This is a genomic window from Pantoea eucalypti, from assembly GCF_009646115.1.
Lineage (GTDB): Bacteria > Pseudomonadota > Gammaproteobacteria > Enterobacterales > Enterobacteriaceae > Pantoea > Pantoea eucalypti.
This window is the reverse complement of sequence record NZ_CP045720.1, coordinates 1,964,866-1,989,911: the sequence shown is the minus strand read 5'-3', so window position 1 is coordinate 1,989,911 and position 25,046 is coordinate 1,964,866. Positions and strand designations below refer to the sequence as shown.

At 53.8% G+C, this 25,046-nt stretch carries 25 protein-coding genes; 10 read left to right on the top strand and 15 right to left on the bottom strand.

Going from position 1 to position 25,046, the window contains the following annotated elements:
• Nucleotides 1–11: 11 nt before the first annotated feature.
• Both EE896_RS09200 and EE896_RS09195 read right to left on the bottom strand, forming a co-directional pair.
• Complete coding sequence (locus tag EE896_RS09200) at nt 12–200, bottom strand: YnbE family lipoprotein (RefSeq protein ID WP_003853757.1); 189 nt, start codon at nt 198–200, stop codon at nt 12–14.
• The gene (locus tag EE896_RS09195) at nt 197–2,827 is read right to left on the bottom strand and encodes a YdbH family protein (RefSeq protein ID WP_140915443.1); all 2,631 of its coding nucleotides are present in this window, start codon (nt 2,825–2,827) and stop codon (nt 197–199) included. Before EE896_RS09195 ends, EE896_RS09200 begins: the two co-directional genes overlap by 4 nt.
• 146 nt (nt 2,828–2,973) lie before the next feature.
• Here EE896_RS09195 and EE896_RS09190 point away from each other — a divergent pair, with 146 nt between their 5' ends.
• Nucleotides 2,974–3,966 carry a 2-hydroxyacid dehydrogenase gene (locus EE896_RS09190; protein WP_003853762.1) on the top strand — a complete coding sequence of 331 codons (993 nt, stop codon included), beginning with the start codon at nt 2,974–2,976 and terminating at the stop codon, nt 3,964–3,966.
• Between the two features lie 45 nt (nt 3,967–4,011).
• Here the strand turns inward: EE896_RS09190 and EE896_RS09185 are convergent, their stop codons facing one another.
• The gene (locus tag EE896_RS09185; RefSeq protein WP_003853763.1) at nt 4,012–4,287 is read right to left on the bottom strand and encodes a putative hemolysin; all 276 of its coding nucleotides are present in this window, start codon (nt 4,285–4,287) and stop codon (nt 4,012–4,014) included.
• Between the two features lie 184 nt (nt 4,288–4,471).
• Between EE896_RS09185 and EE896_RS09180 the strand changes: the two genes are divergently transcribed.
• The 3 genes from EE896_RS09180 to ttcA all read left to right on the top strand — a co-directional run bounded on the left by EE896_RS09180 (nt 4,472) and on the right by ttcA (nt 7,668).
• Entirely contained in the window at nt 4,472–5,128 is a 657-nt protein-coding gene (locus EE896_RS09180; RefSeq protein ID WP_003853765.1) for an MgtC/SapB family protein, read from the top strand.
• A 209-nt stretch (nt 5,129–5,337) separates the two neighbouring features.
• Nucleotides 5,338–5,595 carry a hypothetical protein gene (locus tag EE896_RS09175; RefSeq protein ID WP_078804442.1) on the top strand — a complete coding sequence of 86 codons (258 nt, stop codon included), beginning with the start codon at nt 5,338–5,340 and terminating at the stop codon, nt 5,593–5,595.
• Between the two features lie 1,137 nt (nt 5,596–6,732).
• Nucleotides 6,733–7,668 carry a tRNA 2-thiocytidine(32) synthetase TtcA gene (ttcA, locus tag EE896_RS09170; RefSeq protein ID WP_008925249.1) on the top strand — a complete coding sequence of 312 codons (936 nt, stop codon included), beginning with the start codon at nt 6,733–6,735 and terminating at the stop codon, nt 7,666–7,668.
• Between the two features lie 45 nt (nt 7,669–7,713).
• Here ttcA and ynaL read toward each other — a convergent pair whose 3' ends face one another.
• The 3 genes from ynaL to EE896_RS09160 form a co-directional block, all read right to left on the bottom strand.
• Nucleotides 7,714–7,860: a proline-rich small protein YnaL gene (gene ynaL, locus EE896_RS22385; RefSeq protein WP_003853775.1), complete on the bottom strand. Its 147-nt coding sequence runs from the start codon at nt 7,858–7,860 to the stop codon at nt 7,714–7,716.
• Between the two features lie 325 nt (nt 7,861–8,185).
• Nucleotides 8,186–9,169 (bottom strand): zinc transporter ZntB, encoded by a 984-nt coding sequence (zntB, locus tag EE896_RS09165; protein WP_003853777.1) that lies wholly within the window; start codon nt 9,167–9,169, stop codon nt 8,186–8,188.
• 118 nt (nt 9,170–9,287) lie between these two features.
• Complete coding sequence (locus EE896_RS09160; RefSeq protein WP_140033382.1) at nt 9,288–10,907, bottom strand: peptide ABC transporter substrate-binding protein; 1,620 nt, start codon at nt 10,905–10,907, stop codon at nt 9,288–9,290.
• Between the two features lie 152 nt (nt 10,908–11,059).
• Between EE896_RS09160 and mpaA the strand changes: the two genes are divergently transcribed.
• Entirely contained in the window at nt 11,060–11,767 is a 708-nt protein-coding gene (mpaA, locus tag EE896_RS09155; protein ID WP_140033380.1) for a murein tripeptide amidase MpaA, read from the top strand.
• On the opposite strand, the gene ycjG is transcribed toward mpaA, so the two are convergent.
• Complete coding sequence (ycjG, locus tag EE896_RS09150) at nt 11,664–12,725, bottom strand: L-Ala-D/L-Glu epimerase (protein WP_238343235.1); 1,062 nt, start codon at nt 12,723–12,725, stop codon at nt 11,664–11,666. The genes mpaA and ycjG overlap by 104 nt on opposite strands.
• Nucleotides 12,726–12,871: 146 nt before the next feature.
• Between ycjG and tpx the strand changes: the two genes are divergently transcribed.
• Nucleotides 12,872–13,375 (top strand): thiol peroxidase, encoded by a 504-nt coding sequence (tpx, locus tag EE896_RS09145; RefSeq protein ID WP_140915444.1) that lies wholly within the window; start codon nt 12,872–12,874, stop codon nt 13,373–13,375.
• A gap of 50 nt (nt 13,376–13,425) precedes the next feature.
• Here tpx and tyrR read toward each other — a convergent pair whose 3' ends face one another.
• On the bottom strand, nt 13,426–14,991 hold the full coding sequence (gene tyrR, locus EE896_RS09140) for a transcriptional regulator TyrR (protein ID WP_003853785.1): 1,566 nt from the start codon (nt 14,989–14,991) through the stop codon (nt 13,426–13,428).
• Nucleotides 14,992–15,220: 229 nt separating this feature from the next.
• Between tyrR and EE896_RS09135 the strand changes: the two genes are divergently transcribed.
• From EE896_RS09135 to EE896_RS09125, 3 genes are read left to right on the top strand one after another with little or no spacing between them, the layout of a single operon-like run.
• Nucleotides 15,221–15,577 carry a GtrA family protein gene (locus tag EE896_RS09135; RefSeq protein WP_008925255.1) on the top strand — a complete coding sequence of 119 codons (357 nt, stop codon included), beginning with the start codon at nt 15,221–15,223 and terminating at the stop codon, nt 15,575–15,577.
• Nucleotides 15,577–16,527 (top strand): glycosyltransferase family 2 protein, encoded by a 951-nt coding sequence (locus tag EE896_RS09130; protein ID WP_140915445.1) that lies wholly within the window; start codon nt 15,577–15,579, stop codon nt 16,525–16,527. Before EE896_RS09135 ends, EE896_RS09130 begins: the two co-directional genes overlap by 1 nt.
• Nucleotides 16,528–16,575: 48 nt before the next feature.
• Nucleotides 16,576–17,994 carry a hypothetical protein gene (locus EE896_RS09125; protein WP_140033376.1) on the top strand — a complete coding sequence of 473 codons (1,419 nt, stop codon included), beginning with the start codon at nt 16,576–16,578 and terminating at the stop codon, nt 17,992–17,994.
• A gap of 43 nt (nt 17,995–18,037) precedes the next feature.
• Here EE896_RS09125 and EE896_RS09120 read toward each other — a convergent pair whose 3' ends face one another.
• From EE896_RS09120 to pspA, 6 genes are read right to left on the bottom strand one after another with little or no spacing between them, the layout of a single operon-like run.
• On the bottom strand, nt 18,038–19,099 hold the full coding sequence (locus EE896_RS09120) for a YcjF family protein (RefSeq protein ID WP_140033374.1): 1,062 nt from the start codon (nt 19,097–19,099) through the stop codon (nt 18,038–18,040).
• Nucleotides 19,096–20,493 (bottom strand): YcjX family GTP-binding protein, encoded by a 1,398-nt coding sequence (locus tag EE896_RS09115; RefSeq protein ID WP_008925258.1) that lies wholly within the window; start codon nt 20,491–20,493, stop codon nt 19,096–19,098. The genes EE896_RS09120 and EE896_RS09115 overlap by 4 nt, the downstream gene beginning before the upstream one ends.
• Entirely contained in the window at nt 20,474–20,722 is a 249-nt protein-coding gene (pspD, locus tag EE896_RS09110) for a phage shock protein PspD (RefSeq protein WP_003853796.1), read from the bottom strand. The genes EE896_RS09115 and pspD overlap by 20 nt, the downstream gene beginning before the upstream one ends.
• Nucleotides 20,723–20,776: 54 nt before the next feature.
• Complete coding sequence (gene pspC / locus EE896_RS09105) at nt 20,777–21,127, bottom strand: envelope stress response membrane protein PspC (protein ID WP_039660164.1); 351 nt, start codon at nt 21,125–21,127, stop codon at nt 20,777–20,779.
• Nucleotides 21,124–21,351, bottom strand: a complete 228-nt coding sequence (pspB, locus tag EE896_RS09100) for an envelope stress response membrane protein PspB (RefSeq protein ID WP_003853799.1) — start codon at nt 21,349–21,351, stop codon at nt 21,124–21,126. Before pspB ends, pspC begins: the two co-directional genes overlap by 4 nt.
• 35 nt (nt 21,352–21,386) lie before the next feature.
• Nucleotides 21,387–22,052, bottom strand: coding sequence for a phage shock protein PspA (gene pspA, locus EE896_RS09095; RefSeq protein WP_008925259.1), 666 nt, complete (start codon nt 22,050–22,052; stop codon nt 21,387–21,389).
• Between the two features lie 163 nt (nt 22,053–22,215).
• Between pspA and pspF the strand changes: the two genes are divergently transcribed.
• The gene (gene pspF / locus EE896_RS09090; RefSeq protein ID WP_039660487.1) at nt 22,216–23,217 is read left to right on the top strand and encodes a phage shock protein operon transcriptional activator; all 1,002 of its coding nucleotides are present in this window, start codon (nt 22,216–22,218) and stop codon (nt 23,215–23,217) included.
• A gap of 105 nt (nt 23,218–23,322) precedes the next feature.
• Here the strand turns inward: pspF and EE896_RS09085 are convergent, their stop codons facing one another.
• Complete coding sequence (locus tag EE896_RS09085; protein WP_140915446.1) at nt 23,323–24,558, bottom strand: MFS transporter; 1,236 nt, start codon at nt 24,556–24,558, stop codon at nt 23,323–23,325.
• Nucleotides 24,559–25,046: the final 488 nt, after the last annotated feature.

Here is a 25,046-nt window from a genome sequence, read left to right as displayed (position 1 = left end):
CATGGCTCTCCTCAGAACAGTCCGCTCTGGTTTTTCAGTAACGCTTCCACGTCTTTATCAACTTTGATGTGGATCTCATGCTCGATTTTTACATTCATATTGATGGTGATAGGGTCTTTGGGTGCCGTGACTTCAATGCGTGGCACGCATCCGATGCTCAGCAGTCCGGCTGCCAGAACCAGTAATGGCCTCAGGCTCATGGTGAAGTGTCCTTGTTCGATGGCAAAGTCGCATGTTGCTCTAACCAGGATTGCAAATTATCGCCAAAGCGCAGGCTGCGCCAGAGCTGAAACAGGTTTTCCTGATGACGATAGTTAAGATTGACCGTCTGACGACGGTTACTGAACTGGCTGACGCCCTGTACCTGCGCTTCCATAGTGAGGTCGCCGAGGTTATTCAGATTGATTGTCGCCCAGCTGCGGGAGACTTCCATATAGCGTAACCAGTCCAGCGCTGCGCCGGTCGCTACGTTGTTGCGGGTAATCGCATCCGCCATATCTTTATCCAGCCGGAAAGTCAGCGGACCGCTGTTAGCAATCCACCCTTTCTCCACCAGCCAGCGTGGATTATTCAACCACAGCGGCAACTCACCGTTAACCTTACCTGACATGGCAAACTGTTTAGGCTTCAGCGCCGTCACCAGCTCGCTGAGGCTGATATTACGCAGCGACACCCGGGCGGGATCATGTTGCGGCATACGCAGGGCTGGCAGCGTAATCTGTCCGCCAAGCAGGTCAAGACTGACATCCTGTAAAGTCAGGGGGGATTGTTCAGACCACGGCCAGTTACCCTGCAGATCGGCCCGAATATTCTGCATGGCAAACTGGTTCTTCACCTCGGCAATGCGGAGTGATACCGGGCCATGCTGACCAAACTGCCATTGCTGCTCATGAAACCTGAACGGCAGCGAGAAGTCGATACCGTTCACCTGACTGTCCGGCGTCCAGACACTGCCCTGTTTGACCGTCCAGTGGCCTCCCGCCTGGAAGCCCTGTTTACTGGCAGCGGAGAATGCGACCTGTGCCTGCAAACTGCCGCCCTGAATCTGCATTTTCATGTCGGGGCTGAGCAGCGGCTGAAACACGGTCAGCGACTGTGCCGGCCACCAGGCCTGACCGCGTAACCGTTCACCGTCCCAGCGGCCATTCACCCGCAGCGGGCCAACCCTCCCCGCTTTTAACTCGCCCCGCCAGAGGAAATAGCCGGGATCACGGCCTTTCGCCTCAAAGTCCAGCGTGGAATCAGCCAGACGGCCGCCATAGGTGAAGTGGGTCTGGCCCGCCTGCAGTCTGAAATGGCCTTTGAAGGAAGGTTGCGCCACATCGCGCTGCCACTTAACGGGTTCGGTCAGTGTCAGGCGCGGTTTTGCGACGCTAACGCTGCCATAAGCCAGCTGATTAAATCCGGTGGAGAGCGTATCAAGGTGGATCAGCGTGTCGTGCCAGCCGCCGGTGCCTTTGACATCCCAGCGTGCCTGCAGCGGCAGCATCTCGCCCCCGCCCCAGTAGCGCCAGTCCCACTCGCCCTTATCGGGCCAGAAATTTGTGGCGCGACCATCAAGATGCAGCCGGAAGCGGCCAAAGCTGGCATCGTGCGCGTTGAGAATGGCCTGCAGGCGGCCATCAATACCCTGCGAGGAGAGTCGCACGCCGGCCAGCGGCCAGCGCGCTTCGTCCACTTCCAGCGTGGAGAGCAGTCGCCCCCGCAGGCGCAGCAGCGATTTAGGTTGCAAAACTAACTGAGGATCGAGCAGCGAGCCGTTGAGCACGCCGGGAATAGAGCCGAAAAGTTGCAGATCGGCCAGCTTGCTTTCACCGGTCAGCTGAAACGGCAGGTGGCTATTGGTCAGACTCAGGTTACCGGGACCGACGCCCAGTACCACGTTACCTTTACCGCCACGTCCCTGGGTCAGCAGGTTAACGCGCCCCGTAATCTGGCTGTTTTCAAGGCCTGACTGCCAGTTATCCAGCGTCAGGTTAATAAATCCAGACAGTGGCTGAGCCGCCAGAGGCCAGAAATACTCGCCCTTTTCGATCCGAATCTGATCGCGGCTGATTTGCCACGGCAGTCTGAGAAGCGGCCTTTTCTCATCCATCATCCCCACGCGCAGCTCGCCCTGCTGCTGCTGCCAGCTGAGCGTTAACTGCAGCGGATGCGGTAAGGCATCCAGCGCCAGTTGTCCGTCCACCTCGCCATTCACCGGCAGATCGGTGGCGAAAGCAGGTAACTCAAGATGACCACTTAGCGTAATGGGTTCAGGCAGCGCAGGATGGGTAAGCGTCAGGCGACTGATCGCGAGCTGCTGACCGGTCAGCGTCGCCGCCAGTTGCAGGTTGTCGCCCTGATAATTAAGTTGCTGGCGATCTTTTTCCAGCGTCAGGTCCAGCACGCCCGCATAGGCCTGCCAGGGTGCCACGACAAGTTTGTTCAGATGAACATCGGCACCCGGTAGCATTGCCTGCCATTCGGCCAGCGTTTTGGGGGCTGTCGTTCTCTCGTCACTGGCGGGTAATTTTTGCAGGCAGGTGCTCTCCACCACCAGTTCGTCCGCATCCAGCTTCCAGCGCGACTGATGCCAGCCCAGTGACACTGCCTTTACGGTTGCCAGTGAGCAATCGCCGGCGAGGTAACGAATCTGAGGCAGCCACAGGCCGCCCTGCCGCCAGCGCGGTGCACCCGTCAGTTCAATGCGGGTATCCTCAGGCAGCCAGATGCCGACCAGCCTTGGCAGCCATTGCGTCACAGTCAACATCAGGCCGAGCAGCAGGAGAATCAGCGCAAGTACGGCCGCCAGCCGTCGCCGGAACATCCGTGGCATAAAAGCCATAATCCTTTTCCTTACAGTATCCTGACAACGATGATGGCATGTAATCTGCCAGAGGTGAAGGCGTGCACGGGACGCAAATACGCAGTTTCAGCAAAGTCGGTCAGAAAACGTTATCCTTGGTTTATCACCTCTGCAGGAGCACAACGATGAAAATCGCGGTTTACAGCACTAAACATTACGATCAGAAATACCTTGAGCAGGTTAACCAGCAGTTTGGTTTCGAACTGGTATTTTTTGACTTTTTACTCTCAGAGAGCACGGCCAAAACCGCAGTGGATTGCGATGCCGTCTGCATTTTTGTTAATGATGACGGCAGTCGCCCGGTGCTGGAAGAGCTGGCCGGGCTGGGTGTGAAATACATCGCGCTGCGTTGTGCTGGCTTCAATAATGTCGATCTGGCTGCAGCGAAAGAGCTGGGTCTGGAAGTCGTACGGGTGCCGGCCTACTCACCGGAAGCGGTGGCGGAACATACGATCGGCCTGATGATGACCCTCAACCGCCGTATTCATCGCGCGTATCAGCGTACCCGTGATGCGAACTTTTCGCTCGACGGACTGACCGGCTTTAACATGTACAACAAAACGGCGGGCGTTATCGGCACGGGTAAGATCGGCATTGCGACCATGCGGATTCTGAAAGGGTTTGGTATGCGGCTGCTGGCGTTTGATCCCTACCCAAGTGAGCAGGCGCGTGAGCTGGGCGCAGAATATGTTGATTTAAAGACGTTGTTTACAGAATCCCACGTCATTACGCTGCACTGTCCGCTGACCCCGGAAAACCATCATCTGCTGAATGCCGACGCGTTTCGTCAGATGCGCGATGGGGTGATGATCATCAACACCAGTCGTGGCGGGCTGATTGATTCACAGGCAGCGATTGATGCGCTGAAACAGCAGAAAATCGGCGCGCTCGGCATGGATGTGTATGAGAATGAACGTGGCCTGTTCTTTGAAGATAAGTCGAATGATGTGATTCAGGACGATGTGTTCCGTCGTCTTTCAGCGTGCCATAACGTACTGTTTACCGGTCATCAGGCATTTTTAACGGCTGAAGCGCTGACGGCCATTTCCGAGACGACACTGAATAATCTTAGCCAGCTCGATCGGGGTGAAGAGTGCCCGAACCGACTCTCAGCCTGACGATTCTCTGCTAATGATGCGGGCCGGTGCTATCCGGCCTGTTCATCAGCGCGCGCAGTTCCCGCCAATTAACGCCTGCTCATCGCAGCGACGGCCATTCACTAACTGACACATGCCCACACGTGATCCATCCAGCTGATGTGAAAACGCCAGCGTTCCGCCTGCGTTCGAACAGGTGCTTTCTGCCAGGGAAGACATCACCACACGAGGCTGGATGTGCGCGGCGGTGGCTTGTTGCGGTGGCTCGTTATCATCACTGTTGCTACTGCAGGCAGAGAGTAATAATGCGGCACCGGCCAGCAAAAAGGTGGCTGCTTTCATCAATCGGACTCCGGGAATGGGGATAATAGGCTGGCTCAGCATATGTCAGGCAGCACAAGGGGTCGAGAGGTGAAACAGCATTTTACAAAATTCTCCGCCGTGATTTGCAAGCAGAATTATCTTGTTTACCTGCTATCGCTGAACTGTCACCCTTTTTCGGTTCCTATTATTTCGGAGTAAAGCCATGTTAATGGATATGTTAATTCGCATCGCCCTGGCCGGTATTCTTGGCGGCCTGATTGGTCTGGAGCGTCAGATGCGGGCCAAAGAAGCGGGACTGCGTACCCATATTCTGGTCGGTATCGGCAGTGCGATGTTCATGCTGGTGTCGAAGTATGGTTTCGCCGATATGCTCACCAGCGACCATGTGGCACTGGACCCCAGTCGTATTGCAGCCCAGGTCGTCAGCGGTATGGGCTTCCTGGGCGCAGGCACCATCATGATTCAGAAGCAGGTGGTGAAAGGCCTGACCACGGCAGCGGGATTATGGGTAACGGCAGCGATTGGTCTGGTAATCGGCAGCGGCATGTATGAGATCGGCATTTATGGCACAGTGCTGGCGCTGGTGGTGCTGGAAGTGTTCCGCCGCCTGAGCCATGTTTTAATCGGCAAGCACCATACGTTACTGGTTTTCCTTAAGCCTAAAAGCGTGCCGCTGGTGCTACTGGTTATGCAGCGGGAAGGTATTCGTTATGGCAATGTGACGGTGATTAATCGTGATGAGGAGAGCGGCCTGTGCGAACTCAGCATACAGGTAACGTTGTCCCGCAAGTCAAATGATGCGCACCTCTACGATAAGGTCATTGAGATAAAAGGCGTACAGTCGCTGGAGATGATGTAAACGTTTGCTGAACAAACCCGCCACTACACATGGCGACAAAGACATAAGAACCTTGCAGAAGGCGGTGAGCGGCAGTCACCGCCCTCCTTCTCCTGCCATTTCTGAAAAATCAAAAATGCGCAGAGTCTGACCTTAAAAGTAGTGCCTGCCGGGAAGTAATGGCATAATCCGTTATTGTTAATTTACGTAATCATTTTACCCGGAAACTAATGCCTCAGAACTCTGACCATTCAGAAGACGCCCTTTCCAGTACTTCGCCTAAATATCGGTTCGCAGTCAGCATGCTGATTTTTACGCTGATAGCGGGCGCCGCAGCCATCATGATGCTCCTGGAACATCGGGATTCAGTGAATAATGCGCTGGAGACCGGACAATGTCTGGCAGAAGAAGGGGCTGAGGATTTAATGGAAGTGCTCAGGCATTTTCTGCATCATGCCTACCGCTGGATTTTTAAAGCCTGTGGCTGACGGTAATGCGTTTAGTGCAGCAGAAAATGCAGCAAACCGTGTCGGTTAACCAGCAACAAAACCCCGCAATACATGACGGCAACATAGCAAAGTGAAAAGAGTAGCAGCGTCATAATAAATCTGATGCCGTACTTCTTTATTTTGTCTGTTTTATCCGAATATTTCATAGACGTTAAATGTTGATTCATTTTTTAATTTTATACCCGGTCATTAAACGGCTTCATCGGAATGCTGTATTGCCGAAATGTGCGAAACGAACGGCATCCACGCAGGACGTTGCAATAAAAAAATCAAACGCAAAACACCTTTCCCGCATCCTGACAATTTACTGATCATTGTAACCTGATGGATACATATTCACCTTTAGCAGCAATGACTTAAGCAACGGCGCGGTGTGTAAGCAAAATAATCTGAATTTAACGTTTCACAGGCTTCAGCGGCAATATAAGGATCAGTCTCTATCTGATTGGTCAAACGTATATTCAACAAAGTATGATTTTCAGATTTTGACATTGTAAAAGTCATTCCGGGTCACAAAATAAACCCTGTGAGGTTTCGTATCCGACTTAATTTGATGCGCATCAAATCTGGCAAGTACAGACAACACGCCGTTTAATCAGTATTGATTAATAACTGCGTAAGCTGCTTTTTTTACTCATTAAATCGACCCGATGAAAACGCTATTCATTCTCTCTGTCATTTTTATGATCGCCGGTTGTACAGCAAAAAAAGATCATGTGCGTGCTGATGCTTACAAGGCCTCCCCCCCTTCCTGCTCAACACACAGTGATGAAATTGATTGTCAGTGGAAGAATGTTCCTGCCAGCTGACCTCGCACTATTCTCCCGCGTGGCATCGTCTCATCCAGCAGGCTGTCTTCCTGGGGATGTAAAGGCGCGCTCTCACCAGCATCTTCCTCGCGGCATTCCTTTTCGGCAATATCTGCTTTAAAAGAGAGACGCTGCCGGATGCCTCCGGCAGCGATTTTCCGCTGATTACTTCACTCCAGTGCTGGCATTCGCGACAACAATCCGTACCATACGCTGCATATTCGTGACACCGCAGTGAAGTGTCTGGCTGGACGCGCACAGCAATTTGCCCTTCGGCTACGCTCTCTGGTTTTTGAGATAGGTAAAAATGCAAGATAATCAAACGGTTGACAAGAAAGAACAGTACAACCTCAATAAGCTGCAGAAACGTCTGCGTCGTAACGTCGGCGAAGCCATTGCAGATTTTAATATGATTGAAGAAGGCGACCGCATCATGGTCTGTCTGTCGGGCGGTAAAGACAGCTACACCATGCTGGAAATTTTGCGCAGCCTGCAAAAAAGTGCGCCGGTCAACTTCAGCCTGATTGCCGTTAACCTCGACCAGAAACAGCCTGGCTTCCCGGAGCACATCCTGCCGCAATATCTTGAGGCACAGGGCGTTGAGTACCGGATTATCGAAGAAGACACCTACTCCATCGTCAAAGAGAAAGTGCCGGAAGGTAAAACCACCTGCTCACTCTGCTCGCGCCTGCGCCGTGGCATTCTCTATCGCGTCGCGACTGAACTGGGTTGTACTAAAATCGCGCTCGGCCACCATCGCGATGACATCCTGCAGACGCTGTTCCTGAACATGTTTTACGGCGGAAAACTGAAAGGTATGCCGCCAAAACTGATGAGTGATGATGGCAAGCAGATTGTGATTCGTCCGCTGGCCTACTGCCGCGAGAAAGATATCATTCGTTTCTCAGACGCGCGTCAGTTCCCGATTATCCCGTGCAATCTCTGCGGTTCTCAGCCAAACCTGCAGCGGCAGGTGGTAGCCGATATGTTGCGTGACTGGGATAAGCGCTATCCTGGCCGCATTGAAACCATGTTCAGCGCAATGCAAAACGTCGTGCCGTCGCACCTGGCAGATATCAATCTGTTCGATTTTAAAGGGATTAAGCATGGCGATGCGGTCGTTGATGGCGGCGATCTCGCTTTTGACCGCGAAACCCTGCCGTTGCAGCCTGTGGGCTGGCGAGCTGATGAAGAGGATGCACCGGACCTCAGCGCACGTCTGGATGTGCTTCAGATTAAGTAAGTACCTGATAAGTTAAGGGCGTGCTGCTGGCAGCACGCCCTTTTTTTATATGTTGCGGTGCGGCGGTGGATCCATTATCGGCGGATATTCCGGATCGGTCGGCTGATCAGGCTGGGGTTGCGGATGAGGAATCGGTTCAGGAATCGGGACTGGATCCGTAGGGATCGGCTCGCTGTTGTAAATCGCGCTCATGCCGTACTCCTTTTCTTGCGAATGGACTTTAAGTTTAGAAAAGGATTGGCGTTCCAGCCAGGCGGGCAAAAAAAAAGCCGGCACACGGGCCGGCATGTTTTGAATTAATTGTGCTATGCAATAATTCTAAATATGGAAGTAAGACAATATGGAGCGCAACGCCCATCGCTTGACGTTGCATTCACCTGCGGGAAAGAGTTTGCGTCAGCAGCGGCATTAGGTTCTTGATGTCGATCAGCTTTTGCTTTCTTATTATGATTTTTATCCCACCCGGCGGGATTTTCGTCCTCAAATCAGACGCCCCCGCCGATGTGACCTTTCCGCGTTACAGCCAGCGCCGTTTACGCAGATAACCCGCGACGCCCACCGCCAGTGCCACGAGCAGCAGACAGAAGATAGAGAAGCCGTACTCCCATCCACCGCCCGGAATGCCACCCAGATTAACCCCAAACAGACCGGTCAGGAACGTAGCGGGCAGGAAGATCATCGCCATCAGTGACATAGTATAGGTGCGGCGGTTCATCGACTCCGCCATCGCAGAGGCCACCTCGTCAGCCAGAATCGCAGTGCGCGCTACGCCCGCATCCAGATCATCCAGTCCGCGTCCCAGCCGATCGGCGATTTCCTGCATCCGGCGTCGTTCACTGTCATCCATCCAGCCCAGTTTTTCACTGGCCAGCCGGGCATAAACATCGCGCTGCGGTGCCATGTAACGCCGCATCACAATCAGCTGTTTGCGCAGCAGGCCCAGCTCGCCGCGCGCGGGCATCCGCTGGTCAAGCAGCGCATCTTCCAGCTCAATGATTTTGTCATGTAACTCTTCGATAAATTCGCTGGTGTGATCGGTCAGGGCATCACAGACATCGACCAGCCAGCTGCCGCAGTCAATCGGGCCGTTACCGTTTTGCAAATCGGTGAGCACTTCATCGACGGCAGAGACTTTACGCCGCCGGGTCGAGACGATGAGCTTATCGTTGATGAACACGCGCATTACCACCAGCTGGTCGCGACGCGCATCGGTGTTGTGGTTAACGCTGCGCAGCACGATCATAAATCCGTCGCCCAGCCGGCTGACGCGGGGACGCATGCTGTCACCCGCTAAGGCGTCACGCACGGCATCGGGAATCTGCGGCGTTGACTGCAGCCATTCTGCGCTTTTGCTGTGGGTATAGTTCAGATGCAGCCAGCAGGGCTGCTCACACTCGATAACTTCATCTTCAGCTATCGGGATCATCCCACCCTTGCCATCCAGCTGGCATGAAATGATGGCATCTGAAACCTGTAATGCTTTTCCTTCAATGACGTCCACAACATTCCCTCACCATTAATATCAATACGATACAGTCTAACGTGACGGCGTTGAGTTGCAATCTCCGGGCTGTGAAGAAAGATGTCAGCAGGTGGCCGGGAAACCGGCCACCACAGGCTTAGTGCTTTTCAATCCACAGTTCACGGCTGTAGGCGACATCTTCAGGGTTGGTGATGGGATAGCCTTTAACCCAGGGTTTAATCAGTCGGCCATTCGTGTACTGATAGATGGGCGCAATCGGGGCCTGTTCAGCGAGGATCTGCTCGGCACGGTTGTAATCGCTGTTACGTGCCTGCTCGCTGGTTTCACGGCTGGCTTTAGCGACAACTGCATCATAATCCGCGTTGTTAAAGCGCGCGATATTGCTGCTGCTGCCCGAGGTCAGCAGATTCAGGAAGGTGGAGGGCTCATTGTAGTCTCCCACCCACGAGGCGCGAATCACATCGAAGTTCCCGCTGTTACGACTGTCGATGTAGGTTTTCCACTCCTGATTCTCCAGTGTGACATCCACACCGAGGTTCTTTTTCCACATAGAGGCCACGGCAATCGCAATCTTCTGATGGCTCTCAGAGGTGTTGTAGAGCAGTTTGAGCTTCAGCGGTTTACCCGGACCGTAACCGGCGGCGGCAAGCAGCGATTTGGCCTGCGCATTCAGGGCGTTCTGATCGTGCTGTTGCATGAACGTGGGCAGTGGCTTAAAGCCTGCTGTCACATCTGGCGTAAAGTGCCACGCCGGTTTCTCACCGGTGCCCAGCACTTTGTCAGCAATGACGTTTCGGTCGATAGACCAGGACAGTGCTTTGCGAACCCGCACATCGGCAGTTGGTCCTTTCTGCGTGTTAAACGCATAGTAATAGGTGCCTAACTGGTCAGGTGTGTAGACCTCTCCCGGCAACGTTTTCTTTAATAGCGCATACATGTTCTTAGGGAAAGATTCGGTGATATCAATGTCGTTGGCACGATAACGTTTAGTCGCGCTCGACTCTTCATTGATTGGCACAAAGGTCACTTTCGTCAGCACCGAATGTGCATCATCCCAGTAATGAGGATTACGGGTCAGGACGATTTTCTCGTTCACTACCCGCTCGCTGAGCTGATAGGCACCGTTACCGACCAGTTTGCCGGGTGCCGTCCAGCTGTCACGTTGCTGGGCAATGACTATTTGCGGCACCGGAAAGAGCGCCACGTTAGCCACCAGCGCCGGGAACCACGGCACAGGACGATCAAGCGTCACTTTCAGCTGGGTTTTGCTCTGGGCAGTCACTCCCAGTTTATCGGGGGTCATTTCGCCTTTGGTAATCGCTGCCGCATTTTCAATACCGCTTAACCCCGCAAACCCGGCAGAGCCTGAGCTGTTTTTGGGATCGACCAGCCGCTGCCAGCTGTAGACAAAATCCTGCGCCGTGACCGGTTCGCCGTTTGACCAGCGCGCGTTATTGCGCAGGGTGAAGACCCAGGTTTTGTTGTCGCTGCTGCTCCAGCTCTGTGCCACGCCCGGCACGATTTTGCCCTGAGCATCCTGATTTGTCAGACCTTCAAACAGATCGCGAATCACCTGAATTTCAGGCAGCCCTACCGCTTTAAGCGGATCAAGTGAAGCGGGTTCATCTTTAATATGGCGAACGATCTGCTGCTGTTCGGCCAGCTGCGCGCCAGCGGGTAGATTCGCCGCAATGGCGGGTGTGAGGATGCTGCTCAGACTGATTGCTGCCAGCGTCATACGAAAGGTCTTAACCATTATCACTCCTTTACCCCAAAGAAGTGCTGCATCAGTCTGTTGCCGATGTAGCTTGTGCAGGGCACTTTATCGCAAATGGCTGACAGATAAATAGCTATTTTCCGCACACGGCTTTTCCGCTACTTTGAGTAAAACCCTTTGAGGAAATCTGTATGTCGCCACTTCATCCGCGTCCCCTTCGCGGCAAACTTGACGTTTCGTATCAGCAGTATGGCCGCTCCGTGCTGGGCGCGCCGCTGCTGTGGTTTCCAGCGCCACTGGGTGACCCCGACAGCGGTCTGATTCTGGCTGGCACACACGGTGATGAAAATGCGGCCATCGCCACCCTTTCTGCTGCGTTACGGACACTGCCCGATGGCATGCGTCGGCACCACGTGGTGCTGGCAGTCAATCCTGATGGCTGTCAGCTTGGCCTGCGCGCTAACGCAAATGGCGTCGATCTCAACCGCAACTTCCCGGCAGCGAACTGGCAGCCCGGAGAGACCGTTTATCGCTGGAACAGCGCTGCCGATGCGCGGGATGTCACGCTCTCAACCGGCACGCATCCGGGTTCTGAACCGGAAACACTGGCGCTCTGTGCCCTGATACATCAACTTAAGCCAGCCTGGATCGTTTCCTGGCATGAGCCGCTGGGCTGTATTGACGACCCGCATCAGGTGGAGATTGGCGGCTGGCTGGCCAGCCAAACCGGCCTTCCTCGCGTCAGCAGCGTGGGATATGACACGCCTGGCTCATTCGGCAGCTGGTGTTACGATCTCAGTCTGCCCTGCGTGACCGCTGAGATGCCGGTGATTTCCGTGGATGAAGCCACGGAGACCTATCTTGAGATGATGGGTAGTTTGCTGCGCTGGCAGCAATAATCAGCCGACCGCTGCGCACGGTGATCGCCGGTTCTGCATCCACCGCCAGCCAGGTCGGCCCATCAAGATCGGCGAAACGGGTCTGCGGCACCAGCGGTAGCGCAGCACGTATCGCCCGCGAGGTGCAGAGCATGCAGCCCAGCATTACCGCAAAGCCCTGCTGCTGCGCGGCATCGGCAAGCGCCAGCGCCTCGGTCAGACCGCCCGTTTTATCCAGCTTGATGTTGACCATCTCATAACGGCCTCGCAGCGCGGCCAGGCTTTCACGTGTATGACAGCTCTCATCGGCACAAATGGGCAACGGGTGAATAAAGTTCTCCAGTGCCGCATCTTCACCTGCAGGTAAAGGCTGTTCCAGCATCGCCACATCAATGTCTGCCAGCAGCTGACAGCGTGCCGCCAGGCCTTCAGCGTACCAGGACTCATTTGCATCCACAATCAGGGTTGCTTCCGGTACGGCGGCGCGGATGGCCATCAGCCGTTCAGTAATAAAATTGTTATCCAGCTTAATTTTCAGCAGTGTTGCACCATGCTGCCACAGTGCGAGTGCGCTGCTGGCCATCGCCTCAGGGGTATCAATGCTGACGGTCTGCGCGGTCACGACATCAGCAGGCGCAGTCACACCGCTAAGCGCCCAGAGGCTGCGCTGCTGCTGATGTGCGGCGAGATCCCACAGTGCACTGTCGATGGCGTTGCGCGCCGCCCCGGCAGGCAGCGCCTGTTGTAATGCCTCGCGCGTCATGCCCTCTTGCAGCGCGGGCAGCAACGTGGCGATCTGCGCCAGCACCGATGCTTCGCTTTCACCATAGCGCGCATAGGGCGTCGCTTCACCGACGCCTTTTACGCCATCTTCCTCAATTTCAACCACCACCACTTTGACTTCGGTCCGGGTTCCACGGGCAATGACAAACGGCGTATGCAACGGCCAGGCTTCGGGATAACTTTTTACCGTTCTCATTTACACTCCACAAAGTGTGACGCAGTGGCAGACCGCCACGTTAAATTCCACAATTGAACTCGTAAACCCTTAACATTTATGTCATAAACAACGGCTATCTTTAGCCGTTTTGTGTCAGATCTTTTTTATCATCAAAAGGAATCACTATGTCTCAGACTGTTCATTTTCAGGGTAATGCCGTTCCGGTTGCAGGTCAGTTTCCACAGGCTGGCGATAAAGCTAAGCCTTTCACGCTGGTAGCAAAGAACCTGGTTAACGTTGCGCTCTCTGAGTATGCAGGAAAACGCAAAATTCTGAACATTTTCCCAAGCGTTGATACCGGTGTCTGTGCCTCATCAGTGCGCAAATTCAACCAGGCGGCAAGCGAGCTGAATAACGCCGTGGTGTTATGCATCTCTGCCGATCTGCCTTTTGCCCAGTCGCGTTTCTGTGGCGCGGAAAACCTGAGCAATGTGGTGACGCTGTCGACGCTGCGCGGCTCAGAATTTAAGTATGAGTATGGTGTAGAAATTGCTGATGGTGCGCTGGAAGGCCTGACCGCACGTGCGGTGATCATTCTGGATGAGAACGATAAAGTGATTTACAGCCAGCTGGTTGATGAAATCACCACTGAGCCTGATTACGACGCTGCCCTGGCCGCGCTGAAGTAATAAAAAAAGCGGATAACCTGGTTATCCGCTTCCTGCTTTCTGCTTACCGATCATTCGCTTTCGGTGCGCTTCTGCCCCAGACCATATTCACGCAGCTTGTTGGCAATCGCGGTATGGGAAACACCCAGACGTTTTGCCAGTTTGCGGGTGCTGGGATAGGAGAGATAAAGCCGCGTCAGAATTGACCGCTCAAAACGGCTGGTAATCTGATCCAGCGTTCCTTCCAGTGCTTCATCGCCCAGCGATACATCCAGTGTCTGTTCAGGCAACACAATATCCTGCGGTCGCAGTTCATATCCTTCCAGCTGGGTTAACGCGCGATACAACGCATTTTTTAACTGACGCACATTGCCTGGCCAGGCGTAGCGCGTCAGAAATGCAATGAGCTGTGGCGAGAGTCGCGGCCGGGCCATCCCCTGCTCATCCGCAAAGCGGGCCACAAACATCTCGGTCAGTGGCAGGATATCCTGCGGTCGATCGCGCAGCGGGGGCAGTTGCAGCGTCAGCACATTGAGCCGGTAAAAAAGATCTTCGCGAAACTCACCGCGTTGCACCAGTTCAATCAGGTTCTTCTGCGTAGCGCAGATTACGCGCACATTAACATGGACTTCATGCTCTTCACCGACGCGGCGGAAGGTGCCATCATTGAGAAAACGCAGCAGCTTGGTCTGCATTCTCGGCGACATCTCGCCAATCTCATCCAGCAATACCGAGCCACCATTGGCCTGCTCAAAAAAGCCCTTCTTGCCTTCCAGCGCATTCGGATAGGCACCGGCGGCATGACCAAACAGCTCGCTTTCCGCAACGTCGTCGGGTAATGAGGCACAGTTCAGCGCCAGGAAAGGATTTTTCCCACGGGCGCTGCGCAGATGGCAGGCGCGTGCCAGCATATCTTTCCCGGTGCCGGTATCGCCGACAATCAGTAACGGCGCATCCAGCATCGCCAGTTTGCGCGCCTGATCGACCACCTGACGCATCTTCGGCGTGACGGCAATGATATGGTCAAACTCGGATTCGTCGGTGACCACCAGATTCTGTAACTGACGGCCCATGCGAGCGGTTGACTTCAACATCACCATCGCCCCGACCGGCCTGTCGTTCTGGCCCTCTTCACCCGGCAGATAAATAGGACGCGCTTCCATCAGAAAATCGCGCCCTTCAATGACGACATGCTGCGCCTGCGCCTCAACCCGATCGCTTTCCAGCCAGCGCATGAAGTTAAAGCCATTAATCAGGTTGCCGGCGCTGAAATTGCGCATTTTCTCTTCATCAAGATTAAACAGGTTTTGTGCCGCCGGATTAGCCAGTTCCACCTTGCTTTTCAGATCGATGGAGAAAACCGGATCTGGCATGGCCACCAGTAAGGCACTCAGCGCGCGATGTTCACGCTCCGAAGGCATGTACGTTACCGTGCGCACATCTGTTACGCCCGGTGTACGCCGGATTTCTGCCATCAGATTACTGAAAGCGTCAAATTCCAGTGCCGAAAAATTCAGGTAGATGCGGCCAAGCGCCGTAATTTCGATACCGCGTAAATCAATGTTGCGTGCCACCAGCAGATCGAGCAGTTCACGCGTCAGACCGATGCGGTCCTGACAGAACACTTCCAGACGCATTGCGTTCGCCTTAATCAGGTTCAGATAAATGAATATTACGCTAAGTGATGCGCCGGTAGAAAGGGATCTGTCAGGAAAAGTTGACAGCTTAAGCGTGTATGCCGGAGTTTTGTACTGACCGGCTGGATTCCGGTATCGATCGCTGGTTGTCAGCTTTTGTCAGTACCAGACTGTTGATTAGAGACTGATTGCTGTATATTTTTCTCAACTGAGTAGAATTGATTATAATATGCTGACTTTCTTCGCAAAATATCTGACTGTGGGCCTGGTAAATACCCTGATCCATTGGGTGACTTTTTTTATCTGCCTCAGCCTTGGATTATTCCAGTCGACCGCTAACCTGATTGCTTTTAGCCTGGCCGTTACCTTCTCTTTTTTCGTTAATGCGCGCTGGACCTTTGAGCAGCAGGCAACGGCCTGGCGTTATCTTATTTACGTCGTTTTTATGGGTGCGATGGCTTTCAGCGTAGGTTATCTGGCTGACCATTTTGGCTTCTATCCCCTTATTACGCTGATCGCCTCCTCGGCTATCAGTCTGGCGTGTGGCTTTCTTTTTTCCCGCTTTATTGTTTTCAAAGGAGAATAATGAAAATCTCTCTGGTGGTACCGGTATTCAATGAAGAGGATGTCATCCCTATTTTCTATGACGCGGTCAGAAAAGATGAAGCACTGGCCGCCTGGCAGATTGAGATCGTATTTATTGATGATGGCAGCACAGACGCAACGCATGCGCTGATTACCCAACTCAGCCAGTGCGATCCGCTGGTGCGCAGCTTGTCGTTTATTCGAAATTTCGGCAAAGAACCGGCGCTGTTTGCCGGACTGGAAGCCGCAACCGGCGATGCGGTTATCCCGATAGATGTGGATTTGAAGGATCCGATCGCGATTATTCCCGATATGATCCGGAAATGGCAGGCTGGGGCTGATATTGTGTTAGCTAAACGGATTGACCGCAGTGCCGATGGCCACCTCAAACGCAAAACAGCCCGCTGGTTTTACAAATTGCATAACAGCATCAGCCATCCGCAGATTGAAGAGAATGTCGGTGATTTCCGGCTGATGTCGCGTGAAGTCGTTGAGAATATTAAATTGCTGCCTGAGAAGAATCTCTTTATGAAAGGCATTCTTAGCTGGGTCGGCGGACAGACGGATATTGTGGAATATACGCGAACGGAGCGGATCGCAGGCCGCAGTAAATTTGGCGGCTGGAAGCTGTGGAATCTTGCGCTGGAGGGTCTGACCTCATTCTCTACCGTTCCGCTGCGGATTTGGTCATACCTGGGCTTTCTGGTGGCCTCACTGGCCTTTTTATATGGTCTCTGGATGATCGCGGATAAACTGCTGTTCGGTAACCCGGTGCCAGGCTATCCCTCAATTCTGGTCTCCGTGCTCTTTCTGGGTGGCGTTCAGCTTATTGGCATTGGCGTGTTAGGCGAATATATTGGCCGCATCTACATGGAAGCTAAAAACCGGCCTCGCTATATTTTGCGAAAAGTGGCACCGACAAAAATAACCCCCTCTCAGGACACCGACTAAACGGCCCGTTCAGACTCAGAGAAATGGTCAGATTAAAAAGGATGACAGATGTTCGCCACTGATAACGGCATAAGCCGCAATAAGGTGTTTTTGCTTTTTGCGACAGTATTTCTGCTTGCATACAGCCCCGCTTATTTAACGCATTACGCCTATACCGATGACTGGACGAATCTCTATTGGGCTAATTTTGACAGGCTCAGTATTTTAAACTGGGACACATTATCCGGCAGGCCGGTTTATGGCATTATCCAGTACAGCGCTTCCTTTCTGGTCGGGAGTGTAGAACGTCTGGCACTGCTGCGTTCAGTCTCGATTGTTCTGCTCATTTTTACCGGGTATTACATTTATACCCTGTGTCAGAAAATGGCACTTCTTGAGAGTCAGGCTCAGCGAATCACATTTTCGCTATTGCTTTGTCTGCTGCCTTCCTTCCAGGTTTATATCGCCTGGGCATCCTGTTTCCCCTATATCGCTGCAATTTTGCTGGCGGGAACAAGTTACCGTTTTTCCATTAAAACGGCCTTGACCAGTCGCCTTATCGCGTTCTGTCTGCTGACCCTTGCCTTCTGTCTTTATCAACCGGCAGCGATGACCTTTACCTTCTTTGCCGCGCTTGACCTCTGCTTTTCAGAAAGAAAAGTCGATACGAAACGTGCAGTGATCTCACTGATGGTTCTGGGTGCGGGTATGTTCGCTGCGCTGATCGCGTCAAAGGTACTGCCCGTTCAGCTTTATGGTCATACGTTGCCACGTTCAGCATTCAGCTACGACATCCCGGTTAAGCTGAAATGGTTTTTCACCGAATACCTTAAGAACGTTATATGTAATTTTGACCTCGGCGCAAAAACGGTGTCGGTGATCATCTCATCGATCATTATTGGGTCTGGACTGAAAAAAATTAAAGCAGCAGGTAACGACAAATTCTATCTGATGTTTGTTTTATTGCTGATCGCCGCACTGCCTAATCTGATCGTCAGTGAAAGCATGGCGGCTTACCGCACCCTGATTGCCGGTGCGCTGATTACCACCAGTGCGTTTATTCTCGGCCTGTTTGAAATCAGCAAAAAATTAAAATGGAAAAATGCATTTTATGCGCTGCTCGTGATCGCTGCCGCCTCACTGTCGATAAGTCATTTAATCAACGGCTATTCCGTGCCGGCTCGTAAAGAGTTTGCCCTGCTCGATCAGGCGATTACCCGGCAGGTGCCAAAGGCATTTAAAGGGGCACTCTATTATCGCCTGACCGGTGAATACCTGCCGAAGGTTGCGACGTTGCGGAAGTATGATGATTTCGGGGGGCTGGGCCTGAGTATGTCCTGGACATTTGCCGGGATGGCGCATTTTATCAGGGAAAAAAATGGAATGGCCTTTACGCTGCCGGCGGATCCAGTGATCACCGATGAATCTACCTGTCCGGGTGAGTGTCTGATTATCGATTCACGGCAGGTGCTGCGCCAGCCTCACTGATCATTAAAGGCGGCTATGCCGCCTTTAATGTGTCACGAGAGATTCAGGCTGATTTGTTACCGCCCTTCTGCAGTGCCTCTTTCAGCTGGCCCAGCAGTTCGCGCCGAAAATCGCCAAGCCGTGGCTTATCCTGCTCCAGCCACGGCAGTGGACGACAAAGCTCCATCGCTTTGATGCCCAGCCTTGCCGTCAGCAGGCCTGCACCAATGCCCTGGGCAGCGCGCGTGGAAAGCCGGGCAGCGATATCCTGCGACATCCAGTCCATTCCCACTTCCCGCACCAGTTCGGACGCGCCGGCAAAAGCCATATTGAGCAGCACCAGGCGGAACAGCCGGATACGGCTGAAGTAGCCCAGTTCGATGCCGTATATCGCCGCGATGCGATTGACCAGCCGCAGATTACGCCAGGCGATAAACGCCATATCCACCAGTGCCAGCGGACTGACCGCAATCATCAGTGTTGCTTCCGCAGCATGACGACTGATTTCACGCCGCGCCTGCCTGTCCAGAACGGGCTGCACCAGCTGCGCATACAAGCGCACGATTTCGCTGTCATTGTGGGTTTCGTGCAACGAGGCATGCCAGCGTTGCAGGGCCGGATGCGCCTGATCCAGTTCAGCCTGCTGGGCCAGTTTTTCGCAGAATGCCCGACCTTTACCGATACCATGACTGTGCAATAGCTCCCGGCCCACATCCCGCTCTTCGGCACGCTGACGCAGCTGGTAGAGCCGACGCCACTCAGTGGTCAGCGCGCCGACACCCGCCAGCACAATAAGTCCGCCTGCTACGCCGCTCCCCAGTGAAAACCAGTCGCGTGCCAGCCAGGCGTCATGCGTCCACTGCACCCCCTGCGCAATCACGCTAACGCCAAACAGCAGTGCGCCTGCAGTCACCATTTTGCGCCACAGACTGCGTTTAGGTTTCAGAGCCGCTTCCACTGCGCGCTCCCCTGCACCTTCTTCTTCTACGGCAACATCTTCATCCTGCACTGCCAGAAACGCAGCCTGCGCGTCCGCTTCAAAGGTCTGCGCCGGACGCAGCGGCGTGGTGGTGCTCTCATCCAGCGGAAGAGCAAAATCGATACGCGGCTTCAGCGGATCACTCATCGCAGTTTATCTCCCAACAAAAATTCCAGCGCGGCATCCATGCGGATATGCGGCAGTGGACGGTCGACGTCGAGCTGCTGCGGCCGGAACTGTTCAAACTGAAAACCCTGCTGCTGCCAGAAGGCATTGCCAGGCAGGCGCGGCGGGACTTCACCCGGATAGACGGTAAGCGGTTCACCATCATCCAGCCGGTGACCGCGCAGGGCCGGGATCTTCTCGCCACGGTGGTCGACCAGGCCGCTCTGTGTCGCCTGCACTGATGCCAGTCCGATGCAGTCCATGCTAATCCCCTCAAACGCGGCGTTCTGCCAGGCATCCTGCACCAGTTGCTGCAACAGCGAGACCATGTTGCCGTGCTGATCGCTGGTGATGTGATCCGCTTTAGTCGCCGCAAACAGTAATTTGTCGATCACCGGTGAGAAAAGCCGGCGAAACAGGGTGCGCTGGCCGTAATGAAAGCTCTGCATCAGCTGAGTCAGCGCCAGCCGCATATCATTAAACGCCTGAGGACCACTATTCAGGGGCTGGAGGCAGTCAACCAGCACGATCTGGCGGTCAAAACGCAGGAAGTGATTTTTGTAAAAGCCCTTCACCACATGCTGGCAGTAGTAGTTGAAGCGCTGCTGCAGCATGCTGAAGTTACTCCCCTTATCCGCCTGCGCCAGCTTAGTGAGTTGCGCTTCATCAGCGGTTGGCCAGGGGAAAAACTGCAGCGCAGGCGCGCCTGCCATATCGCCAGGCAGCACGAACCGGCCAGGCTGAATAAAATGCAGGCCTTCAGATTTACAGCGATGAAGGTAGTCAGTCCAGGCCGCAGCAATCTCTGCCAGCTGGGTTTCATCGGCGGGAGCAAGCGGATCGAGTTTTTCGCAGAGCGTGCGCCAGGGTTTTGCCCACTCCGCACGATCGCCCTGCAGCAGACCGTTCATCTGCCGTGACCAGGCGAGATAATCCTGCGCCAGCATCGGCAGATCCAGTAGCCATTCTCCGGGATAGTCGACAATTTCCAGATAGAGTGTTGCCGTCTCTTTCAGATGACGCAGCAGCGAATCATTGGGACGGTAACGCAGCGCCAGACGCATTTCGCTGACGCCACGGGTGGGCGTCGGCCAGGCGGGCGGCGTGCTGTAGAGTTGTGCCAGGCCTTCGTCGTAGGTAAAGCGCGCGGTTCCCATGTCCCGCTGCGGCACCCGTTTGACGCCCAACAGTCGCTCGTCCCGCACAACGGAAAACAGCGGCAAACGTGCGCCGCTGTGAACCGTTAAAAGCTGATTGACCAGTGAGGTAATAAAGGCGGTTTTACCGCTGCGGCTTAATCCGGTGACCGCCAGCCGAAGGTGGCGATCAACGCCACGGTTCATTAATGCCATTAATTCAGTTTGCAGTCTTTTCATCGTTCTCCCTGATGAAGCGCGATGCCACCCGATTCATCACGCGTTTCAGCAATGGCTCAAGTGCCACAGCCAGCAGAAGACGTAACGGGCGTCGCGCTACCGATTTCACCGCCCAGCCAGTGACACCGGCGGGACCGTAGGTAACAGCATTGATAATGATAAATTTAGCCGCCGACTTCAATGCAGGTGCCGCGCGGTGGCGAAAAGCAGTGGATCGCGAAAAAGACATCAACACCTCCATTGAGAGAGCGGACGGGCCCGTAACGGCCCGGCAATAATATAATCAAATCTGGCGGAAGCGGCTGCGTACGCTGAAAGTTTCAGACGTCACATAACGCTCCACGTCGCGCACGCTGCGCTCATCGCGCTGCAGCGCACTCTCCAGCTGGTCCAGCAGCTCGCTGGCGCTGAGCTGACGTTCGTCCTCCGTGACATTGGCGGGTTTCACATCCAGCACAAAACCCAGCACGAAATAGGCGACCACCGTAAACATAAACAGACCAAAGAACAGTGATAAGACCACAATGACCCGAAGCAGACGCACCGGAATATCGAGATACTCCGCCAGACCCGCACAGACGCCCATCAACTTTCCTTCGTCAGGCTTGCGCCACAACTTACGGCCTTTCATCATGGCTGCCTCCAGTTAGGGTGTTCGGCATCCAGAATCGCTTCCAGTGCGTCAATGCGTTCACGCATCCGCTGTGCATCCTGCGTAACACGCTGCAGGCGCTGGATTTCGCTTTGCGACAGTTCCGAACCGCCGTTGCGTTTGTTGTTGTAATGCAACCATAACCAGATCGGTGCGACAAACAGCACGAAGATCGTTAAGGGTATGGCAAGAAAAAGTGCGCTCATTGACTCTCCTTAATCACTTATTGCAACGTCGATCATTACTCACTGCGGTTCATTTTGGCTTTCAGCGCATTAAGCTGCTGGCTGATTTCATCATCCGCTTTCAGGTCAGTAAACTGCTGGTCCAGGGTTTTTGGCTTACCGAAGCCGTGGCTTTCAGCTTCCGCTTCCATGTGGTCAATGCGACGTTCAAAGGATTCAAACCGGGCCATCGCTTCGTCGATTTTACCGCTGTCCAGCTGACGACGAACATCGCGTGATGAAGAGGCCGCCTGGTGACGCAGTGTTAACGCCTGCTGGCGGGCACGTGTTTCAGTCAGCTTTTTCTCCAGCTCACTGATTTCGCCTTTCATACGTTCCAGCGTCTCTTCAACCTGGCCCACTTCCTGTTTCAGTGAAGCGATAAGGTCAGTGAGTTTCTGTTTTTCGATCAGTGCTGACCGCGCCAGATCATCTTTATCCTTGCGAAGCGCCAGTTCCGCTTTTTCCTGCCATTCGGCCTGCTGGATCTCTGCCTGCTCAATACGGCGTGACAGCTGTTTCTTTTCAGCCAGCGCCCGCGCAGAGGTGGAACGCACTTCGACTAAGGTGTCTTCCATTTCCTGAATCATCAGACGGACCAGTTTCTGCGGATCTTCAGCACGCTCCAGCAGGGAATTAATGTTGGCATTTACGATGTCAGCGAAACGAGAAAAAATACCCATAATGATGTTCCTCTTTTAATGTTTTAAAACGTGTTGCCCTGCTTAGTTAATACAAGATGCGTGCCAATTTTTATCGCATTGATTTTTAAGGAATTTGATATTTTACAGCCTCGTCCGCATATTTTAAGATAGTCAAAATGATTAAGGGATGGCGAAATTCATCATGACAGGCACTAACGATAATCTTTTAGGTGAGTCGAACAATTTTCTGGAGGTTCTTGAGCAGGTCTCCAGACTGGCTCCGCTGGAAAAGCCGGTTCTGGTGATTGGCGAGCGCGGAACGGGTAAAGAGCTGATCGCCAGCCGTCTGCACTATCTCTCTGACCGCTGGCAGGGACCGTTTATCTCGCTGAACTGCGCCGCGCTGAATGAGAACCTGCTCGATTCTGAACTCTTTGGTCATGAGGCCGGTGCCTTTACCGGTGCGCAGAAGCGCCATCTCGGACGTTTTGAGCGGGCTGATGGTGGCACGCTGTTTCTGGATGAGCTGGCAACCGCGCCGATGCTGGTGCAGGAAAAGCTGCTCAGGGTAATTGAATATGGGCAGCTGGAGCGTGTCGGCGGCAATCACTCCCTGCAGGTGAATGTGCGGCTGGTCTGCGCCACTAACGAGGATCTCCCTGCGCTGGCGGCAGAGGGGAAATTCCGAGCCGACCTGCTGGATCGTCTGGCCTTTGATGTGGTGCAGTTACCGCCCCTGCGCGAACGCCGCAGCGATATTCTGGTGATGGCCGATCATTTTGCCATCCAGATGTGCCGCGAACTCGGCCTGTTACTTTTTCCTGGTTTTACCGCTCAGGCGCAGCAGGCTCTGCTTGATTACCACTGGCCCGGCAACGTCCGTGAGCTTAAGAACGTCGTGGAACGCTCAGTCTATCGCCATAACAGCAGCGAGCAGTTGCTGGATAACGTCATTATCAACCCGTTTGCTTCACGTCCTGAACCGGTTGCGCTCATCCGTGCCAGTCAGAACGCGGAGAGTAACGACCTGCCCGCCCTGCCGCTGGATCTGCGCCAGTGGCAGAATCAACAGGAGCGGAATCTGGTTGAAGCCAGCCTGCAACAGGCACGCTATAACCAGCGTCGCGCCGCCGGGTTGCTAGGTGTTACCTATCATCAGCTGCGCGCGATGATGAAAAAGCACGACATAAAAGCCGAAAACTAAACAGGTCGACGATGACATCTTTGTCTCTTCGTTTTGTTTTCTGGTTAATCGCTGTCAAAACTGTCTGGTAACGTCCTGGCTGCTTTAGCAGGAACAAAACAGCAATTACGTGTTATGCGGCTTAGTGCCCATTTTGTCAGGTTGCCTGAGGGTCGGAACCAGCAGGACAGCAGCTGTCACTATGACCACGGCCAGTGCTGACATCAGCAAAACATTGTCTGTGCCATATTGTGCCGCCAGCGGCCCCGCAACCAGTTGACCAATAGGAATGGAGATAAAGGAACCCATCGCATCATACGCGTACACGCGAGCCAGTTTATCGGCTGGGATATGAGTCTGTAATGAATGCGCCCAGGTTACGCCAAACAGGCCTAATGAAACGCCAGCGATAAAGAACCCTGCAATCAGCCATGCTGCTGATGCATTCAGGCCTAGCATCATTATCGGGAGTGCACAGAGACCTGCCAGCATAGCGCCAATCAGCAGATCACGACGTGGATGCCATTTCATAGCCAGAAATGATCCAGCAATTAAACCTGCGCTCTGGGCGGCCACAATCATCCCCCACTGCGCCCGCCCGAAAGAGGCGTCAGCAATTATCGGGCCATAGACTTCTACAATGCCATTAAACGCGACGTTGATAATGGCGAACTGAAGGACTATCGACCAAATCCAGCTTCGCCCGGCAAATTCTGCCCAGCCTTCTTTAATATCGCGCAGGATATTGCCTTGCATCGTCCCGCCCTTATTCGGGCTCACACGCATAAGGAAATAAAGCGGCGCGGAGACCGCAAATCCCAGCGCATCTATCGCCAGCCCCCAGCCCGGCCCGACAGCACTGGTCATCACGCCTCCCAGCGACGCTCCCAGTACCGTGCCGCCATAAACACTGAGCTGAATGAAAGCATTGGCCTGACGCAGGTGCTGTGCAGGCACGACCTGCGGAACCAGCGCAGAGGAAGCTGGCAGAGCAATCCCCGATGCCGCGCCATTCAGCGCGCCCAGCAAGGTGAGGCTGATTACTGTGGCTGAACCCTCAAGCACAGTCCACGCAACGAAAGCCTGAGAAACAGCAGCTATCAGCGCCGATACAACTAATACCCGACTACGTGAGTAACGGTCGGCAACCACACCGCCCACCAGCAGAAACAGCACGTTGAACAGGGAGCGGGATGCCACCACGACGCCTAAATCAGAGGCAGATCCATCCATATCCAGAACTGCAAAGGCCAGCGCGATGGGCGCGATTCCATTGCCCAGCACGGTAAACAAACGTCCGAAAAACAGATAACGAAAGGAGGGATAGTGGAAAGCCTGAGCGCTTTTCTGGAATTTAGTCATTGTCCGGCGTTGGTTGGGCAGAGGTTGTGCTTATAGTAACGGCGTTTCTGTAATAGTTAAGTCCGGTTTTAAGCCGGTCTTGCTCAGGTAAATGCCAGGCCATTACAGATATCATTCTGTTTTACTCTTTTTCCATCCCCATGCTTTCATGCAAAACCGCAATCAGTGCACCTGTTCAGTCAGCGGTGATCCTGCTCTTCAGCGCTATGCACCCGACAAAAAAAAGCCCGCCATGAGGCGGGCAACAATACTGGAAGCAATGTGAGCAATGTCGTGCTCTTCTTCGGCAGAGCCACCGTCGAAGTGCATATGAATAATAATCATTCCTATTATCATTTGTAAAGCACCCGTTGAGAATTTTTCTCATTACCACACCTTCTGTGCGCTCTTTTTCCTGATGCAGGATGAAAAACAGCCTGGTAGCCGCTGCAGGTTTTGGGACAATGCCCGCTTTGAGATACACTCTGCCTAATGCCTCAAAATCGTTG

Bases quoted from the DNA above. Each gene is read 5' to 3' on its own strand.
- EE896_RS09120 (WP_140033374.1), bottom strand. From the start codon at position 19,099: ATGAGTGATCCGCTGAAGCCGCGTATCGATTTTGCTCTTCCGCTGGAT.
- EE896_RS09200 (WP_003853757.1), bottom strand. From the start codon at position 200: ATGAGCCTGAGGCCATTACTGGTTCTGGCAGCCGGACTGCTGAGCATC.
- EE896_RS09185 (WP_003853763.1), bottom strand. From the start codon at position 4,287: ATGAAAGCAGCCACCTTTTTGCTGGCCGGTGCCGCATTATTACTCTCT.
- EE896_RS09135 (WP_008925255.1), top strand. From the start codon at position 15,221: ATGCTGACTTTCTTCGCAAAATATCTGACTGTGGGCCTGGTAAATACC.
- pspD (WP_003853796.1), bottom strand. From the start codon at position 20,722: ATGTCTTTTTCGCGATCCACTGCTTTTCGCCACCGCGCGGCACCTGCA.
- ycjG (WP_238343235.1), bottom strand. From the start codon at position 12,725: ATGAGAACGGTAAAAAGTTATCCCGAAGCCTGGCCGTTGCATACGCCG.
- pspB (WP_003853799.1), bottom strand. From the start codon at position 21,351: ATGAGCGCACTTTTTCTTGCCATACCCTTAACGATCTTCGTGCTGTTT.
- pspA (WP_008925259.1), bottom strand. From the start codon at position 22,052: ATGGGTATTTTTTCTCGTTTCGCTGACATCGTAAATGCCAACATTAAT.
- EE896_RS09160 (WP_140033382.1), bottom strand. From the start codon at position 10,907: ATGGTTAAGACCTTTCGTATGACGCTGGCAGCAATCAGTCTGAGCAGC.
- ynaL (WP_003853775.1), bottom strand. From the start codon at position 7,860: ATGAGCGCGATTTACAACAGCGAGCCGATCCCTACGGATCCAGTCCCG.
- tyrR (WP_003853785.1), bottom strand. From the start codon at position 14,991: ATGCGTCTGGAAGTGTTCTGTCAGGACCGCATCGGTCTGACGCGTGAA.
- EE896_RS09180 (WP_003853765.1), top strand. From the start codon at position 4,472: ATGTTAATGGATATGTTAATTCGCATCGCCCTGGCCGGTATTCTTGGC.
- EE896_RS09125 (WP_140033376.1), top strand. From the start codon at position 16,576: ATGTTCGCCACTGATAACGGCATAAGCCGCAATAAGGTGTTTTTGCTT.
- EE896_RS09085 (WP_140915446.1), bottom strand. From the start codon at position 24,558: ATGACTAAATTCCAGAAAAGCGCTCAGGCTTTCCACTATCCCTCCTTT.
- EE896_RS09175 (WP_078804442.1), top strand. From the start codon at position 5,338: ATGCCTCAGAACTCTGACCATTCAGAAGACGCCCTTTCCAGTACTTCG.
- ttcA (WP_008925249.1), top strand. From the start codon at position 6,733: ATGCAAGATAATCAAACGGTTGACAAGAAAGAACAGTACAACCTCAAT.
- tpx (WP_140915444.1), top strand. From the start codon at position 12,872: ATGTCTCAGACTGTTCATTTTCAGGGTAATGCCGTTCCGGTTGCAGGT.
- pspF (WP_039660487.1), top strand. From the start codon at position 22,216: ATGACAGGCACTAACGATAATCTTTTAGGTGAGTCGAACAATTTTCTG.
- pspC (WP_039660164.1), bottom strand. From the start codon at position 21,127: ATGATGAAAGGCCGTAAGTTGTGGCGCAAGCCTGACGAAGGAAAGTTG.
- EE896_RS09190 (WP_003853762.1), top strand. From the start codon at position 2,974: ATGAAAATCGCGGTTTACAGCACTAAACATTACGATCAGAAATACCTT.
- EE896_RS09195 (WP_140915443.1), bottom strand. From the start codon at position 2,827: ATGGCTTTTATGCCACGGATGTTCCGGCGACGGCTGGCGGCCGTACTT.
- EE896_RS09115 (WP_008925258.1), bottom strand. From the start codon at position 20,493: ATGAAAAGACTGCAAACTGAATTAATGGCATTAATGAACCGTGGCGTT.
- EE896_RS09130 (WP_140915445.1), top strand. From the start codon at position 15,577: ATGAAAATCTCTCTGGTGGTACCGGTATTCAATGAAGAGGATGTCATC.
- mpaA (WP_140033380.1), top strand. From the start codon at position 11,060: ATGTCGCCACTTCATCCGCGTCCCCTTCGCGGCAAACTTGACGTTTCG.